The sequence below is a fragment of the Histophilus somni 2336 genome (assembly GCF_000019405.1).
GTDB lineage: Bacteria > Pseudomonadota > Gammaproteobacteria > Enterobacterales > Pasteurellaceae > Histophilus > Histophilus somni.
In genome coordinates, this window is sequence record NC_010519.1 from 1,507,114 (window position 1) to 1,520,626 (window position 13,513).

The 13,513-nt window shown below is 35.1% G+C and carries 15 protein-coding genes; 11 read left to right on the forward strand and 4 right to left on the reverse strand.

The window, feature by feature from the left end; translation table 11 throughout:
• Positions 1–12 precede the first annotated feature (12 nt).
• From HSM_RS06835 to HSM_RS06845, 3 genes are read left to right on the forward strand one after another with little or no spacing between them, the layout of a single operon-like run.
• Positions 13–549 (forward strand): elongation factor P hydroxylase, encoded by a 537-nt coding sequence (locus HSM_RS06835; RefSeq protein ID WP_012340480.1) that lies wholly within the window; start codon positions 13–15, stop codon positions 547–549.
• Positions 550–1,479: an ABC transporter ATP-binding protein gene (locus HSM_RS06840; protein ID WP_012340481.1), complete on the forward strand. Its 930-nt coding sequence runs from the start codon at positions 550–552 to the stop codon at positions 1,477–1,479. It abuts the gene before it with no gap.
• A complete protein-coding gene (locus HSM_RS06845; protein ID WP_012340482.1) occupies positions 1,479–2,243 on the forward strand; it encodes an ABC transporter permease in 765 nt (254 codons plus the stop codon). The genes HSM_RS06840 and HSM_RS06845 overlap by 1 nt, the downstream gene beginning before the upstream one ends.
• A 109-nt stretch (positions 2,244–2,352) precedes the next feature.
• On the opposite strand, the gene ppnN is transcribed toward HSM_RS06845, so the two are convergent.
• Genes ppnN through HSM_RS06860 form a run of 3 tightly spaced genes read right to left on the reverse strand, consistent with a single transcriptional unit; the run spans position 2,353 to position 5,391 of the window.
• Complete coding sequence (gene ppnN / locus HSM_RS06850; protein ID WP_012340483.1) at positions 2,353–3,735, reverse strand: nucleotide 5'-monophosphate nucleosidase PpnN; 1,383 nt, start codon at positions 3,733–3,735, stop codon at positions 2,353–2,355.
• 12 nt (positions 3,736–3,747) lie between these two features.
• Positions 3,748–4,587 carry an NADPH-dependent 7-cyano-7-deazaguanine reductase QueF gene (queF, locus tag HSM_RS06855; RefSeq protein ID WP_012340484.1) on the reverse strand — a complete coding sequence of 280 codons (840 nt, stop codon included), beginning with the start codon at positions 4,585–4,587 and terminating at the stop codon, positions 3,748–3,750.
• Between the two features lie 15 nt (positions 4,588–4,602).
• A complete protein-coding gene (locus HSM_RS06860) occupies positions 4,603–5,391 on the reverse strand; it encodes a Zn-ribbon-containing protein (protein ID WP_012340485.1) in 789 nt (262 codons plus the stop codon).
• An 85-nt stretch (positions 5,392–5,476) separates the two neighbouring features.
• Between HSM_RS06860 and HSM_RS06865 the strand changes: the two genes are divergently transcribed.
• The 4 genes from HSM_RS06865 to cspD all read left to right on the forward strand — a co-directional run bounded on the left by HSM_RS06865 (position 5,477) and on the right by cspD (position 7,051).
• Positions 5,477–5,791: a YqcC family protein gene (locus HSM_RS06865; protein WP_012340486.1), complete on the forward strand. Its 315-nt coding sequence runs from the start codon at positions 5,477–5,479 to the stop codon at positions 5,789–5,791.
• Positions 5,776–6,498 (forward strand): tRNA pseudouridine(65) synthase TruC, encoded by a 723-nt coding sequence (gene truC, locus HSM_RS06870; RefSeq protein WP_012340487.1) that lies wholly within the window; start codon positions 5,776–5,778, stop codon positions 6,496–6,498. The genes HSM_RS06865 and truC overlap by 16 nt, the downstream gene beginning before the upstream one ends.
• Before the next feature lie 26 nt (positions 6,499–6,524).
• The gene (locus tag HSM_RS10625; RefSeq protein ID WP_012340488.1) at positions 6,525–6,692 is read left to right on the forward strand and encodes a YoaH family protein; all 168 of its coding nucleotides are present in this window, start codon (positions 6,525–6,527) and stop codon (positions 6,690–6,692) included.
• Positions 6,693–6,841: 149 nt separating this feature from the next.
• Positions 6,842–7,051: a cold shock domain-containing protein CspD gene (gene cspD / locus HSM_RS06875; protein ID WP_011609009.1), complete on the forward strand. Its 210-nt coding sequence runs from the start codon at positions 6,842–6,844 to the stop codon at positions 7,049–7,051.
• Positions 7,052–7,122: 71 nt separating this feature from the next.
• Here cspD and matP read toward each other — a convergent pair whose 3' ends face one another.
• A complete protein-coding gene (gene matP, locus HSM_RS06880) occupies positions 7,123–7,569 on the reverse strand; it encodes a macrodomain Ter protein MatP (RefSeq protein ID WP_011609010.1) in 447 nt (148 codons plus the stop codon).
• 232 nt (positions 7,570–7,801) lie between these two features.
• On the opposite strand from matP, the gene HSM_RS06885 reads away from it, so the two are divergent.
• The 4 genes from HSM_RS06885 to pheT all read left to right on the forward strand — a co-directional run bounded on the left by HSM_RS06885 (position 7,802) and on the right by pheT (position 13,512).
• Entirely contained in the window at positions 7,802–9,532 is a 1,731-nt protein-coding gene (locus HSM_RS06885; RefSeq protein WP_233145392.1) for an AAA family ATPase, read from the forward strand.
• Between the two features lie 94 nt (positions 9,533–9,626).
• Entirely contained in the window at positions 9,627–10,616 is a 990-nt protein-coding gene (gene pheS / locus HSM_RS06890) for a phenylalanine--tRNA ligase subunit alpha (RefSeq protein WP_012340490.1), read from the forward strand.
• A gap of 14 nt (positions 10,617–10,630) precedes the next feature.
• A complete protein-coding gene (locus tag HSM_RS06895; RefSeq protein WP_012340491.1) occupies positions 10,631–11,110 on the forward strand; it encodes a hypothetical protein in 480 nt (159 codons plus the stop codon).
• A gap of 14 nt (positions 11,111–11,124) precedes the next feature.
• Positions 11,125–13,512, forward strand: a complete 2,388-nt coding sequence (gene pheT / locus HSM_RS06900) for a phenylalanine--tRNA ligase subunit beta (RefSeq protein WP_012340492.1) — start codon at positions 11,125–11,127, stop codon at positions 13,510–13,512.
• Position 13,513 lies beyond the last annotated feature (1 nt).

The window sequence follows — 13,513 nt, forward strand, 5'->3', positions numbered from 1 at the left end:
TTTGGGATTTTTATGGAACATAAATTAGAAGATATTATTTACATTTTTAATCGATGCTTTGAGCAAGAGTATAATACAAGGTTAGTTAAAGGTGGCGATGAGCCGCTTTATGTTCCTGCCAATAAAGATTGCTCTTATAATGCTATTTATTTCGCACGTGGTTTTTATAGTAGTGCTTTACATGAGATTGCACATTGGCTTATTGCAGGAAAAGAGCGGCGAAAATTAGAGGATTTTGGTTATTGGTATGAACCTGATGGGCGTTCAATGGAAAAACAGCGTGAATTTGAGCAAGCAGAGGTAAAACCTCAGGCATTGGAATGGATTTTAGCAACTGCGGCGGGATTTCGCTATTTTGCGAGTAGCGATAATTTAAACGGCAATCCGGGAGATACACAACCTTTTAAGTTGGCAGTTTATGAACAAGTCAGATTTTATGCAAAAAAGGGGTTACCGAAACGAGCTGAAACTTTGCGTAAAGCCTTAGCAGAATTTTATAAAACAGAAGACTGCATTGATCTGAGTAAATTTGACGTAGCGAGAATATAAATGTTAGCTTTAGAAATTAAACAATTGACAAAAGAATATAAAAATGGGGTTAAAGCACTATCCGGAATTGAGCTTAGTGTAGAAGAGGGAGATTTTTATGCGTTGTTGGGACATAACGGTGCAGGCAAATCAACAACCATTGGCATCATCAGCTCTTTAATAAATAAAACCAGCGGAACAATAAAAGTGTTTGGTTATGATTTGGATCGGCAATTAGCTCAATTAAAACGGCATATTGGCTTAGTACCACAAGAATTTAACTTTAATCAATTTGAAAAAATTCAAGACATTCTAGTGAATCAAGCCGGCTATTATGGTATTGAGCGAAAAGAAGCACTTAAGAGATCTGAAATATGGCTAAAAAAATTAGATTTATGGGAAAAGAAAGATCAACAAGCTATGCGTTTATCAGGTGGTATGAAACGCCGTTTAATGATTGCTCGAGCATTAATGCACAATCCTAAACTATTAATTTTAGATGAGCCTACCGCCGGTGTTGATATTGAACTGCGACGTGCTATGTGGACTTTTTTAAAAGAACTTAATCAACAAGGAACAACGATTATTTTAACCACACATTACTTAGAGGAAGCTGAAAATTTATGCCGTCATATTGGCATTATTCAGCAAGGTAAACTGATTGTTGATATGTCGATAAAAGCCTTATTGTCACAGTTAGAGACAGAAACTTTTATTTTAGATTTAGCACTTTCTAGTTCAACGCCAAAGGTTGATAATTACAACGTCACAATTATTGATGAGCTAACAATGGAAGTTGAAGTTAAGCGTGGGCAAGGATTAAACCAACTCTTTTCTCAATTAAGCGAACAAGGAATTATCGTATTAAGTATGCGCAATAAGGCTAATCGCTTAGAGGAACTATTTGTTTCTATGGCATTAAATAAACCAAAAATCACGGAGAAAATATAATGTTAGCTTGGATTGCGTTTAAAACAATTTTAACTAAAGAAATTCGTCGTTTTACTCGTATTTGGGTACAAACTTTAGTCCCACCGGTCATTACAATGACACTTTATTTTATTATTTTTGGTCATTTGATTGGATCAAGAATTGGAGAAATGAACGGCTTTAGCTACATGCAGTTTATCGTACCAGGACTAATTATGATGTCCGCATTAACCAATTCCTTTGCTAATGTGGCTTCTTCCTTTTACAGTACCAAATTTGCTAAAAATATAGAAGAATTACTCATTTCACCTACTTCTTCTCATATTATTATTTTAGGATATATGGCTGGTGGTATAGCCAGAGGTTTGTGCGTTGGTATTTTAGTAACAATCGTTGCTATGTTTTTTGTGGAAATGACTGTCTATTCATGGCTAATTATTGTGTTGACACTTTTAATGACAACAGCAACCTTTGCTTTGGGTGGTTTAATCAATGCCGTTTTTGCCCGCTCTTTTGATGATATAAGTATTATTCCAACTTTCGTTTTAACCCCCTTAACTTATCTTGGCGGCGTTTTTTATTCTATTTCTTTGCTTCCGGAATTATGGCAAAACCTATCTAAACTTAATCCTATTGTTTATATGATCAATGGGTTTAGATATGGTTTTTTAGGTATTAGTGATGTTGAAATTTACTATACTTTCTTTGTTTTGGCGTTATTCATTACCGCACTTTATAGCTTGGCATATTACTTGATTAGTCGTGGGGTAGGGTTAAGAAATTAGCCGTCAGATCAATACAAACAAAGGCGAATAATCAATACTCGCCTTACTTTTATGAACCTAAGTTTTTTCCTTTAATAAACAAATAAATTTGCAATTGTTTATATTTGATCTATTTAGGTAGTTTTCCTTGATTTTCTATTTCATAGCAAGGTTCATAAGCATCACCTCCAGGTAATTTCATTCTGTGCTGGTTGATGAAATCTTGCAATAAATTGTCGACTTTTTCCATTAATACGGGATCACCTTTTAGTTTGAATTTTCCTAATTCTGCAATTTTATCTTGAGTATCCGGTTTGATATTTCCCGCTACAATTCCTGAGAAAACTCGGCGTAAATTAGCAGCTAAATCAACTTTAGATTGGTCAAAATGTAAAGCTAAATTTGCCATGTTTTCATGAGTTGGGATAAACGGTTTTTGAAATTCAGCAGTAATTTCTAATGACCAGTTGAAATAATACGACTCATTTTTTTCATAGCGTGATTTTTTAATATCACTTATGGTTTCGTTCATGTGACGAGCAACCGACACAGGATCATCAATAATAATTTGATATAAAGATTGTGCATCTTCCCCTAAAGTGTCACCAATGAATTGATCAATTGAAGCGAAATAATCCGCACTTTCTTTTGGTCCGGTTAAGATTAACGGCAACTTTTGTGCATTATTGGCAGGGTTAAGTTTAATACCTAAAATATAAAGTAATTCTTCAAAAGTACCGGGACCGCCGGGGAAAATAATAATTCCATGTCCCATACGAACAAATGCTTCTAGGCGTTTTTCAATATCAGGCATGATAATGAGTTCATTTACAAGTGGATTTGGCGGTTCTGAAGCAATAATAGACGGTTCTGTAATACCAATAAAACGACTTTGTTTATAACGTTGGTTCGCATGACCGATAGCTGCTCCTTTCATCGGTGCCTCCATGGCACCTGTTCCGCAACCTGTAATAATATTTAATTCACGAAGCCCAAGCTCCAACCCCACAGCACGACAATATTGATATTCAATTTGATTAATTGAATGTCCGCCCCAACAAACGACTAGATTTGGTTGTTCTCCATTAGTGAAAGCCTTTGCATTACGTAAAATAGAGAAGACTTGGTTAGTGATATGTTTACTGTCTTGAATATCACAAGGGTTAATGCGTTGATTTAAGACATTAACAAATAAAATATCACGCAGCACAGCAAATAAATGATATTGAATATTTTTAATCATTTTATTATCAACAAAAGCATTTACCGGTGGGTTATGCAACTCTAAAGCAATGCCACGTTCTCTTGCTACCAAATTAATATCAAAATCGGAATATTGATTTAACAACGCACGGCTGTCGTCCGTAATTGCACCTGAGTTTAATACGGCTAATGAACAATTGCGATAAAGTTGATAAAGCTTACTTTTAGCTTTTTTGGTTAATTGTTCAACTTCCATATGTGAAAGTTGATCCATACTTCCTTTGGGATTAACATAATGTATATTTTTCATAAAAGTTCCTTTTTATTGGCGTGCAAGACGCTGGTTAAGCGGAATAGGCTCAAAATTGGAACGAAATGGATTAATATCCAATCCGCCTCTTCGTGTATATCGAGCATAAACACTCAGTTTTTCAGGTTGTGCAAATTTCATCAGATCACAGAAAATACGCTCTACACATTGTTCATGAAATTCATTGTGTTGTCGAAAGGAAATAAGATAACGCAAGAGTTTTTCTCTGTTTATTTGGTTACCAATATAATGAATTTGCACAGTTCCCCAATCCGGTTGATTGGTAATTAGGCAATTTGATTTCAGCAAATGGCTGACTAATTTTTCTTCGACCCATTGCTTGTTGGTGCAATTTTCTAATAAATTTGGATCAAATTCATAGCATAGTATTTCAATATCTTGTTCATCAATACATTCACCTTGTAGAGTAGCGATGGGTTGTTGAGCATAATTCTGTAACGAATTTAACCGCACTTTTACTTGCCCTTTTGCACATTTTATTAAATCTTGTTGCAGTATTTGTTCAACCTGTTGTAGATTTTCAAACTGACTTTGATTAAAACTATTTAAATAAAGTTTAAAACTTTTTGATTCAATCAGATTTTCACTTTGATAATCAATTTCAACATCAGCAATAGCAACTTGAGGAACACCTTTTAAATTTAGCCAAGAAATTTCATAGGCCGTCCAAATATCCGCACCGAAGCTAAAGGGCTGTTTTGTACTAATACCTAAATCATCTCGGTTAAGTTTGCGTGGTACCGCTTGTAATAAAGTGCGGTCGTAAGTAGAGATATATTCTGTTTTTTTTCCTAATTTTAATGTTTGTAAACTTTGGTCATGGTATTGCATGATTCGTCCTTTTTGTTATTGCCAATGCCAAGATAAATTGGAAACTAGGCGACAATGATCACATTTAAAATGAAAGAGGTTAAATAACGGTTTATCTAAATGCCATTTTTGCTGACAATTAGGACATAAGCGTTGTTGTTCACTTTGCAGATTATCACCGCCAATGCGATAAAGATAATAAAAAGTGGGGATACCGGTATGTTTTTCAATTTCTTGAGTCAGATAATAGCCGTGTTTAGTTAAATGACTATTGAAATCACTGATTTCATACAGTGCTTGTTGCTCTAAAATTGAACCGTTCATTTGCAATTGATCACAAGCCTGCCAATTTTCTTGCCATTTAATAATATCCATACTCAAGTGCGGTATGTTTTTAAATTGTTTATATAATGGAATGGGCAATAAATTATCACCGCTATGTAGCGGAGAACAAGATTGCAAATACGTTGTATACAGCACTTGCCAAGTCGCTACCTCTTTTGGGTAAGTTATATCTGAATTTAAATCATCCGCAATGATTTGAAAACTATCAAAAAAAATCCCCGCACTTTTTGCTTGTTCAAGGGCTTTATCTACTTGTATGTTATTGAATGTAGGTAACAAACTTTGCTGTTCTGGACAAGTTACTCGCAATGCAAATCCCTCTTCATTATTTTGAACTGCAACAAATAATGGAATTTCACGTCCAATAATTTGTCCGTTATAACGCCATTGCTCAATAATTTGATTAATTAGATAAGAAATATTACTAATTGGCAATTTTTGAGGTTGTCGATAGGTAAAAAATACTTCAACTAGATACATATTTATTGTTTGATGATTATTCGAAAGGGTAGATTAACATAATTAATTTGCATAGAATACCGCTTTTTATTTTGGAATATAACGCATGAAAATTGAAATCAAAACGCACTTAAAAGCGTTACAAAAAATTATGCAAGACTTAGAATTATGGCAATCCTTTCCGCCCGATGAACAGGCTTTTTCAAGCACCGCCCCTTTTTCTATGGATACTATGAGTGCTAATGAATGGTTACAGTGGGTTTTTATCCCTCGTATGTATGCGTTGCTGGAGAGTCAACAATCTTTACCGTATAAAATGGCAATTACGCCTTATATCGAAGAAGCATTAAAAGATCTTGATGGATTAAATGACCTACTACAGCCTATTCATGAAATTGAGAAATTATGTCAGAGCCAATAGAATTGGATATTTTATATCAAGATGAGTTTCTCGTTGTAGTGAATAAACCTGCCGGAATGTTGGTTCACCGCAGTTGGCTAGATCGTCATGAAACTCAATTTGTCATGCAAACTTTACGAGATCAAATTGGTCAACATGTTTTTCCTATTCATCGTTTAGATCGTCCAACATCAGGTGTTTTACTTTTTGCCTTAAATGCTGGAATTGCTAATTTATTATGTTCACAATTTGAATTAAAACAAGTGAAAAAAAGCTATTTGGCGATAGTTCGTGGTTATTTGAGCGATGCTCAACGAATTGATTATCCGCTTAAAGTGCAACTGGACAAAATTGCAGATAAATTTAGTCGAAAAGAAGAACTGCAAGATGCAATAACGGATTATTATGGTTTAAAAACCGTTGAAATGCCTTATGGCGTAGGGCGTTATAGCTCTTCCCGCTATTCACTTGTACGTTTAATGCCTTATACGGGACGTAAGCATCAATTACGTCGCCATTTAAAGCATATTTTTCATCCTATTTTGGGTGATACTCAATATGGTGATTTACACCAAAATCGGGCTTTCAGTCAAAATCTTGGTGTAAGCAGGTTAATGTTACATGCTGAAAAACTTTGTTTTCAACATCCGGTAACTAATGAAACAATAGAAATTGTTGCTGATTTAGATGAGCAATGGAAATTGTTATTCAAAATATTTAATTGGTAAATAGCTCAGAACATTTGAGGAAGTATATGTTAAATAATGTAAAATTAACTCATGAAGAACAGCAAAGTGCGGTAGAAAAAATTCAAGAATTAATGCGACAAGGTATGAGTAGTGGGGAGGCTATAGCCTTAGTTGCGAAGGTGTTACGTGAAAAAAAGTTACACCCTGAATCAAAATATAATGAAATTTTGTGATCTCTGTCGGATTTTTGAATATTATTTATTGCAAATATAGTTAATTTCGTTGAGTATTTAGTTAAATTTTAGGAAGGTGGTAAGGCTCACAGTCTTATTATGAAGTATAGAGGTCTGTAAAGGCTTAAAACCAAAGAGGTTAAAATATTATGGAAGTAGGTATTGTTAAGTGGTTTAATAATGCAAAAGGATTTGGATTCCTGTCTGTTGAAAGTAGTGATGTTGATGTTTTTGCACATTATTCAGTCATTGAAATGGAAGGGTATCGTTCTTTAAAGGCGGGACAGAAAGTACAATGTGAAGTCGTGCATGGAGATAAAGGTTCTCATGCCACAAAAATTATCCCCATGGTTGAATAATAAAATCAAAGCTTTTTGTTTCGGTGTATTGAGCAAGGTTTTAACCTTGCTTTTTTATGTGATAAAACTCGCTATTTTAGCAGATCTTTAAGACCTTCTTTCATAACGGAAACTTGATTTTCATATAAGACCTTGCTTTCTCTTTCATCAATCATATAAGAAATAGTTTCCGATAAAGTCATTTTCATTTTACGTGAATAACGAGATAATCGAAGCCAGACCGCATATTCTAGATCAATTGATTTTTTCTTTGTAGATTGTTTCTCGCCATTGAAAAAACGTTTTCTTCTTGCTCTTATAGCTTGATCCAACTTAATAACTAAATTTGATGACAAATGATTTTCTATCCAATCTTCAATTTTTTCAGGGTAGTTTTGGTGTGTCATTAATTGCCGAACAATGTCTTCTTGTAAACTTTGTTCTGTATAACGTGTAATATTTTCACCCTCGCGTGATTTTTTGATCAAATAGAGCCATTTCCAATTTGCTTCTTGATTTGTCAGCTTCTGATATTTCATTTTGTTTACTCATCTGTGACATTGTAACCTATGTAATAATATACGCTTTTTATATTATTTTCTAGTAAATTTTAATCAAGAATACAGAAGTGAATTAAATAGAAATATGCGATAATATGACCTTAATCGTTTAATTTGATAGAGAGTACATGTGACAATTGAGCAAAAAATAAAAAAAAGAGCCGACGAATGCTTGTCAGAACAGTTAATTTCTTGGCAAAATTTATTACCCATGTTACAACTTGATAATGATTTTTTAGACGCTTCATTATCTGAGATTGATTTTTTTACTTTGCAACCAAGAGCTAAAAGTGCGGTTGATCTTTTCCTAAAAAATCCTCAACGATCATTGCTTGTTTTAAAAGCAGATGATCAAGCTGAATATGCAACTTTACTACAAGAATATATAGAACAAAAACTTCCTGTTTCTGAAACAATTAGTGGTGTTCAGTATATTATTGAACAGGGAGACAGTTTTTCTTTTCCACAAATCAGTCTGGCACAGGCAGCATCAGTGGAAGACAACTTTGCAGGAAAACAAAAAGTGGCGAGTGCTTTATTTTTCGATCAAAGTCAGTTATTCGGATCAGTTGTAATTCATCCCAGTTCTCATGATATTCAACTTAATTCAGGATTAGTACATCAAGTAAATAATGGTGTATTGATTTTGAGTGCCGGTGCATTGTTGGAGCAATTTGAGATATGGCATCGTTTAAAACACTTATTACTAACAGGTATTTTCAGTTGGTATTCTCTTAATCCTTTGAAAACATTACCTTGCACAATTCCTAATTATCCCCTAAATCTAAAAGTTATCATTTTAGGTAATCGTTCAGAGTTGGCAACCCTAGGTGAATTGGAGGAGGAACTGTATCATTTCGCAGATTATGCAGAAATTGAAAGTTATTTTTCGCTTAATGATGCACAATCTCATCAAAAGTGGGCAAGTTATGTTCATACGTTGGCAAAAAAACAAGGAATTGAGCTGAGTATTGAAGGAATAAATGCACTTTATCAACTTTTTGTGAGAGAAAGTGAAGATCGTTACTTAATTAGTATCTCACCATTAAAATTAAAAGGGATCTTATTTGACACACAAATTTTAAGTCAAAGAAAACATTTAAGTGCGGTAGATTTTCAATTATTTTTTCAACAAAAAGAACAACAGTACTGTTTCTTACGTGAGCAGGCGTATAAAGGCATTTTACAGGAGCAAATTTTTATTGCTACAGATGGGGAAATAATAGGACAAATTAACGGATTATCAGTCATTGAATATCCCGGTACGCCGGTTTCTTTTGGCGAGCCTTCAAGAATAAGTTGCATTGTTCAATTTGGTGATGGTGAAGTAATTGATATTGAAAGAAAAAGTGATCTGGCAGGGAATATCCATGGCAAAAGCATTATGATTGCAGAAACTTGTCTTGCCGGCATTTTAGATCTTCCTTCTCAATTGCCTTTTTCAGCCTCAATTGCATTTGAGCAATCTTATGGTGATATTGATGGTGATAGTGCGTCTTTGGCTGTTTTCTGCTCGTTATTAAGTGCGTTGGCTGATTTGCCGTTACCACAAAATATTGCCGTAACAGGTAGTATTGATCAATTTGGTTTAGTGCATGCTGTTGGTGGTGTTAACGATAAAATTGAAGGCTTTTTTGAAGTTTGTCAGCGTCGTAGATTAACGGGAAAGCAAGGTGTAATTATTCCAAGTGCGGTATTAAATCAACTCAGTTTATCCAGTAAAGTAATCGAAGCTGTTCAACAAGAAAAATTCTTTATTTGGGCAGTTGACGATATTTTTCAGACTACTGAAATCCTATTTAAGCGATATTTAGTAAGCGAACAGGATGCTGGATTGGAAAAAAATCTTCCCCTCGTAGATGTGATTCGACAACGATTAGAAGAGAGATCTGAACAACAGCATAAAGGTCGTTTTTGGAACTTTTTCTTTAATCGCCATTAAATGTTAAGAAACACGTGATTTTTTAACAGGTTAGTATTATTATTAGGGGCATTTTCGTTTAAACATTGGATTTTTAATTATTTAGAGGACAGGTATGTATAACCTACAAGAAATTACTGAAGAAGCACGGAAAGCAATTGAGGCACTGCAAGATAAGAGCATTGAAAGCTTGGAGGCAATTCGTGTGGAATATTTTGGTAAAAAGGGACATTTTACACAATTAATGCAAGGGTTACGTGATGTGTCGGCAGAGGAAAGACCGGCAGTTGGTGCAAAAATTAATGAAGCGAAACAGAAAGTTCAAGCGATATTAAATGCAAAAAAAGTGGAATGGGAAGAAATAGCGTTAAATGAAAGATTAGCCCAAGAACGAATTGATGTTAGTTTGCCGGGAAGAAAAATGGAACTGGGAGGGTTACATCCTGTTTCAATTACTATTAACCGTGTTGTACAATTTTTTTCAAAACTAGGATTTACTGTTGAGATAGGTCCTGAGATTGAAACGGATTATTACAATTTTGATGCGTTAAATATTCCTAAACATCATCCCGCCAGAGCTGATCATGATACATTTTGGTTTGATGCAGAACGTTTGTTACGTACTCAAACTTCAGGAGTACAAATTCGTACTATGGAAAAAATGTGTCCTCCAATTCGTATTATGGCACCGGGCAAAGTATATCGTAATGATTATGATCAAACGCATACGCCAATGTTTCACCAAATTGAATTATTGTATGTTGATAAAAAAGCTAATTTTACTGAATTAAAAGGGTTGTTGCATGATTTCTTGCGAGCTTTCTTTGAAGAAGATTTACAAGTGCGGTTTCGTCCATCTTATTTTCCATTTACAGAACCTTCGGCAGAAGTGGATGTAATGGGAAAAAATGGTAAATGGCTTGAGGTGTTGGGTTGTGGTATGGTTCACCCGAATGTGTTGCGTAATGTGGGTATTGATCCAAATGAGTATTCAGGGTTTGCAGTCGGTATGGGAGTAGAACGTTTAACCATGTTACGCTACAACGTCACAGATTTACGTTCATTTTTTGAAAATGACTTACGTTTTTTAAAACAATTTAAATAATAAGGGCAAAAAATATGAAAAAATTAATATCAGTCGCGTTGGTTATGTTTTCCCCTTTTACATTCGCTTTTTCACAGGGACAAGTTAAATTGCCTATGCAGGAAAAACAACCGGCAGCAGTCATTCGTGTATTTGATAATTCGGTTAAACCCTATAAAATCATTGAAGGAAAGAAACTATCTCGTAGCAAACCACGTCATCTTTGTTTATATATACTTAATGTCGATCTTCAGGAAAGAAATCTTTTAGCTCAATATGTACAAGCTCCTGCACCGATAAAGGTAAATGTGCCGAATGTTAATGCTAAAGTACGAATGGAAGATAACCAGAAGAATTTTTTGATTATGTTTGACATGATGAAAAAAGATATTAGAAATAATACACCTACTCTATGTTGGGCACTTGGTACAGATGACCCTATCGGCATTTACAAATTGGATGTGCAATTTAATAATGTTGTGTTTGAAAACTTAGAATTTGAATTATTAAAATAGAGAGAGAATTATAAATGAAGTTTAGTGAACAATGGGTGCGTGAATGGGTAAATCCTGCAATAAGTACTGAACAGTTATGTGAACAAATTACAATGTTGGGCTTAGAAGTAGATGATATAGCAAAAGTCGCAGCAGATTTTTCAGGGGTTGTCGTTGGTGAAGTTGTAGAGTGTGCTAAACATCCGGATGCAGACAAATTACGGGTAACCAAAGTTAATATTGGTGGCGAGCGTTTATTAGATATAGTATGTGGGGCACCGAATTGTCGCAAAGGATTGAAAGTCGCTTGTGCAATAGACGGGGCTATATTACCTGGTAATTTTAAAATTAAAAAAACTAAATTACGTGGTCAGCCATCGGAAGGAATGTTATGCTCCTTTAACGAGCTTGGTATTAATGAGGACTCCAGCGGTATTATTGAATTACCGCAAAATGCACCGATAGGTGTTAATTTACGTGAATATTTAACTCTGAATGATAACAATATTGAAATTAGTCTAACACCAAATCGTGCTGATTGTTTAAGTATAGCCGGAATTGCTCGTGAAATTGGTGTAGTCAATAAACTTGAACTAAACTCACCGCACTTTGAACCGGTCAAAGCAAGTATTAAAGATAAAGTCACTATTGAAGTATTAGCACCTGAGGCTTGCCCACGTTATCTTTTACGTGTGGTGAAAAATATTAATGTTAAAGTCGACACACCGATGTGGTTACAAGAAAAATTGCATCGTTGCGGTATTCGTTCAATCGATCCCGTGGTGGATATAACTAACTATATTTTGTTAGAACTTGGGCAACCAATGCACGCATTTGACATGGCAAAAGTGACTCAACCTGTACAGGTTCGTATGGCAAAGCAGGGGGAGGAATTGGTTCTATTGGACGGTTCAACAGCAAAATTGAAAGAAAATACGCTGATAATCGCAGATCAAGAGGGGCCGTTAGCCATGGCAGGCATCTTTGGCGGACAGGCAAGTGGTGTTAATGCAGAAACTAAAGATGTTATTTTAGAAGCGGCATTTTTTGCACCATTGGCTATTGCAGGACGTGCAAGACAATACGGGTTACATACGGATTCTTCGCATCGTTTTGAACGTGGTGTGGATTTTGAATTGGCACATAAAGCAATGGAAAGAGCAACCGCACTTTTAATTCAAATTTGTGGCGGTGATGCCGGTGAAATTTGTGAGGCTTTAAGTGAAGCACATTTACCAAAAGTAAAACAAATTCAGCTACGTCGTACGAAATTAGATACCTTACTTGGCCATCATATTGAAACAGAAACCGTTACTGATATATTCCAACGTTTAGGATTTGCAGTGGAATATGCGAATGATGTCTGGACGGTTACTTCTGCAAGCTGGCGTTTTGATATTGAAATTGAAGAAGATTTAATTGAAGAGGTTGCCCGTATTTATGGTTACAATGTGATTCCAAATAATGCACCTTTAGCACATCTACAAATGAAGGAATTACCAGAGAAATTATTAGATCTCAATCGTATCCGTACCGCATTTGTGGACAGCGACTATCAAGAGATTATTTCTTATAGCTTTGTTGATCCTGACATACAAAAATTGTTACACCCAGAACTAGATGCACTTGTATTGCCAAATCCGATTTCAAAAGAAATGTCGGCAATGCGATTATCGTTATTGCCGGGCTTGCTGAGTGCGGTTGCATATAACCAAAATCGGCAACAAAATCGAATTCGTTTGTTTGAGGCAGGATTACGTTTTATTCCTGATACTACAGCAGAATGCGGTATTCGCCAAGAATATGTGATTGGGGGCGTAATTGTTGGTGATAAACGTCCTGTTCATTGGGAACAAAAAGGTGAACATGTTGATTTCTTTGATTTAAAAGGTGATTTAGAACATATTTTGTCTTTAACTCACGTTGGACATCGTTTGCGTTTCGTGGCTAAATCTTATCCGGCACTACATCCCGGACAATCGGCAGAAATTTTACTTGATAACAAAGAAATTGGTTTTATCGGTACAGTTCATCCAAAAATTGTACAAAAATTGGATTTGTCCGGAAAACCGATTGTATTCCAAATTGAATGGAATGCGATTTCTGAGTGTAATGTCCCTACAGCACAAGAAATTTCTCGCTTCCCAGCCAATAAACGTGATCTTGCCATTGTTGTAGACGCTGACGTTGTGGCTGGAGAAGTACTGGAAGTTTGTCGTGCTGTTGGAGGTAAACAACTCATTAATGTAAATTTATTTGATGTTTATCAGGGGGTAAATCTACCTGCCGATAAGAAAAGTTTAGCACTTAGCTTAATGATTCAAGATACAGAGAAGACCCTTGAAGAAAAAGATATTAATGCGGTAATATCTGTTGTATTATCTGCGTTGCAACAAAATTTTAATGCTTACTTGAGAGATTGAT

Excerpts from the sequence above, each read along its gene's own strand:
- HSM_RS06835 (WP_012340480.1), top strand. The coding sequence starts at position 13 with ATGGAACATAAATTAGAAGATATTATTTACATTTTTAATCGATGCTTT.
- HSM_RS06840 (WP_012340481.1), top strand. The coding sequence starts at position 550 with ATGTTAGCTTTAGAAATTAAACAATTGACAAAAGAATATAAAAATGGG.
- HSM_RS06845 (WP_012340482.1), top strand. The coding sequence starts at position 1,479 with ATGTTAGCTTGGATTGCGTTTAAAACAATTTTAACTAAAGAAATTCGT.
- ppnN (WP_012340483.1), bottom strand. The coding sequence starts at position 3,735 with ATGAAAAATATACATTATGTTAATCCCAAAGGAAGTATGGATCAACTT.
- queF (WP_012340484.1), bottom strand. The coding sequence starts at position 4,587 with ATGCAATACCATGACCAAAGTTTACAAACATTAAAATTAGGAAAAAAA.
- HSM_RS06860 (WP_012340485.1), bottom strand. The coding sequence starts at position 5,391 with ATGTATCTAGTTGAAGTATTTTTTACCTATCGACAACCTCAAAAATTG.
- HSM_RS06865 (WP_012340486.1), top strand. The coding sequence starts at position 5,477 with ATGAAAATTGAAATCAAAACGCACTTAAAAGCGTTACAAAAAATTATG.
- truC (WP_012340487.1), top strand. The coding sequence starts at position 5,776 with ATGTCAGAGCCAATAGAATTGGATATTTTATATCAAGATGAGTTTCTC.
- HSM_RS10625 (WP_012340488.1), top strand. The coding sequence starts at position 6,525 with ATGTTAAATAATGTAAAATTAACTCATGAAGAACAGCAAAGTGCGGTA.
- cspD (WP_011609009.1), top strand. The coding sequence starts at position 6,842 with ATGGAAGTAGGTATTGTTAAGTGGTTTAATAATGCAAAAGGATTTGGA.
- matP (WP_011609010.1), bottom strand. The coding sequence starts at position 7,569 with ATGAAATATCAGAAGCTGACAAATCAAGAAGCAAATTGGAAATGGCTC.
- HSM_RS06885 (WP_233145392.1), top strand. The coding sequence starts at position 7,802 with ATGTTACAACTTGATAATGATTTTTTAGACGCTTCATTATCTGAGATT.
- pheS (WP_012340490.1), top strand. The coding sequence starts at position 9,627 with ATGTATAACCTACAAGAAATTACTGAAGAAGCACGGAAAGCAATTGAG.
- HSM_RS06895 (WP_012340491.1), top strand. The coding sequence starts at position 10,631 with ATGAAAAAATTAATATCAGTCGCGTTGGTTATGTTTTCCCCTTTTACA.
- pheT (WP_012340492.1), top strand. The coding sequence starts at position 11,125 with ATGAAGTTTAGTGAACAATGGGTGCGTGAATGGGTAAATCCTGCAATA.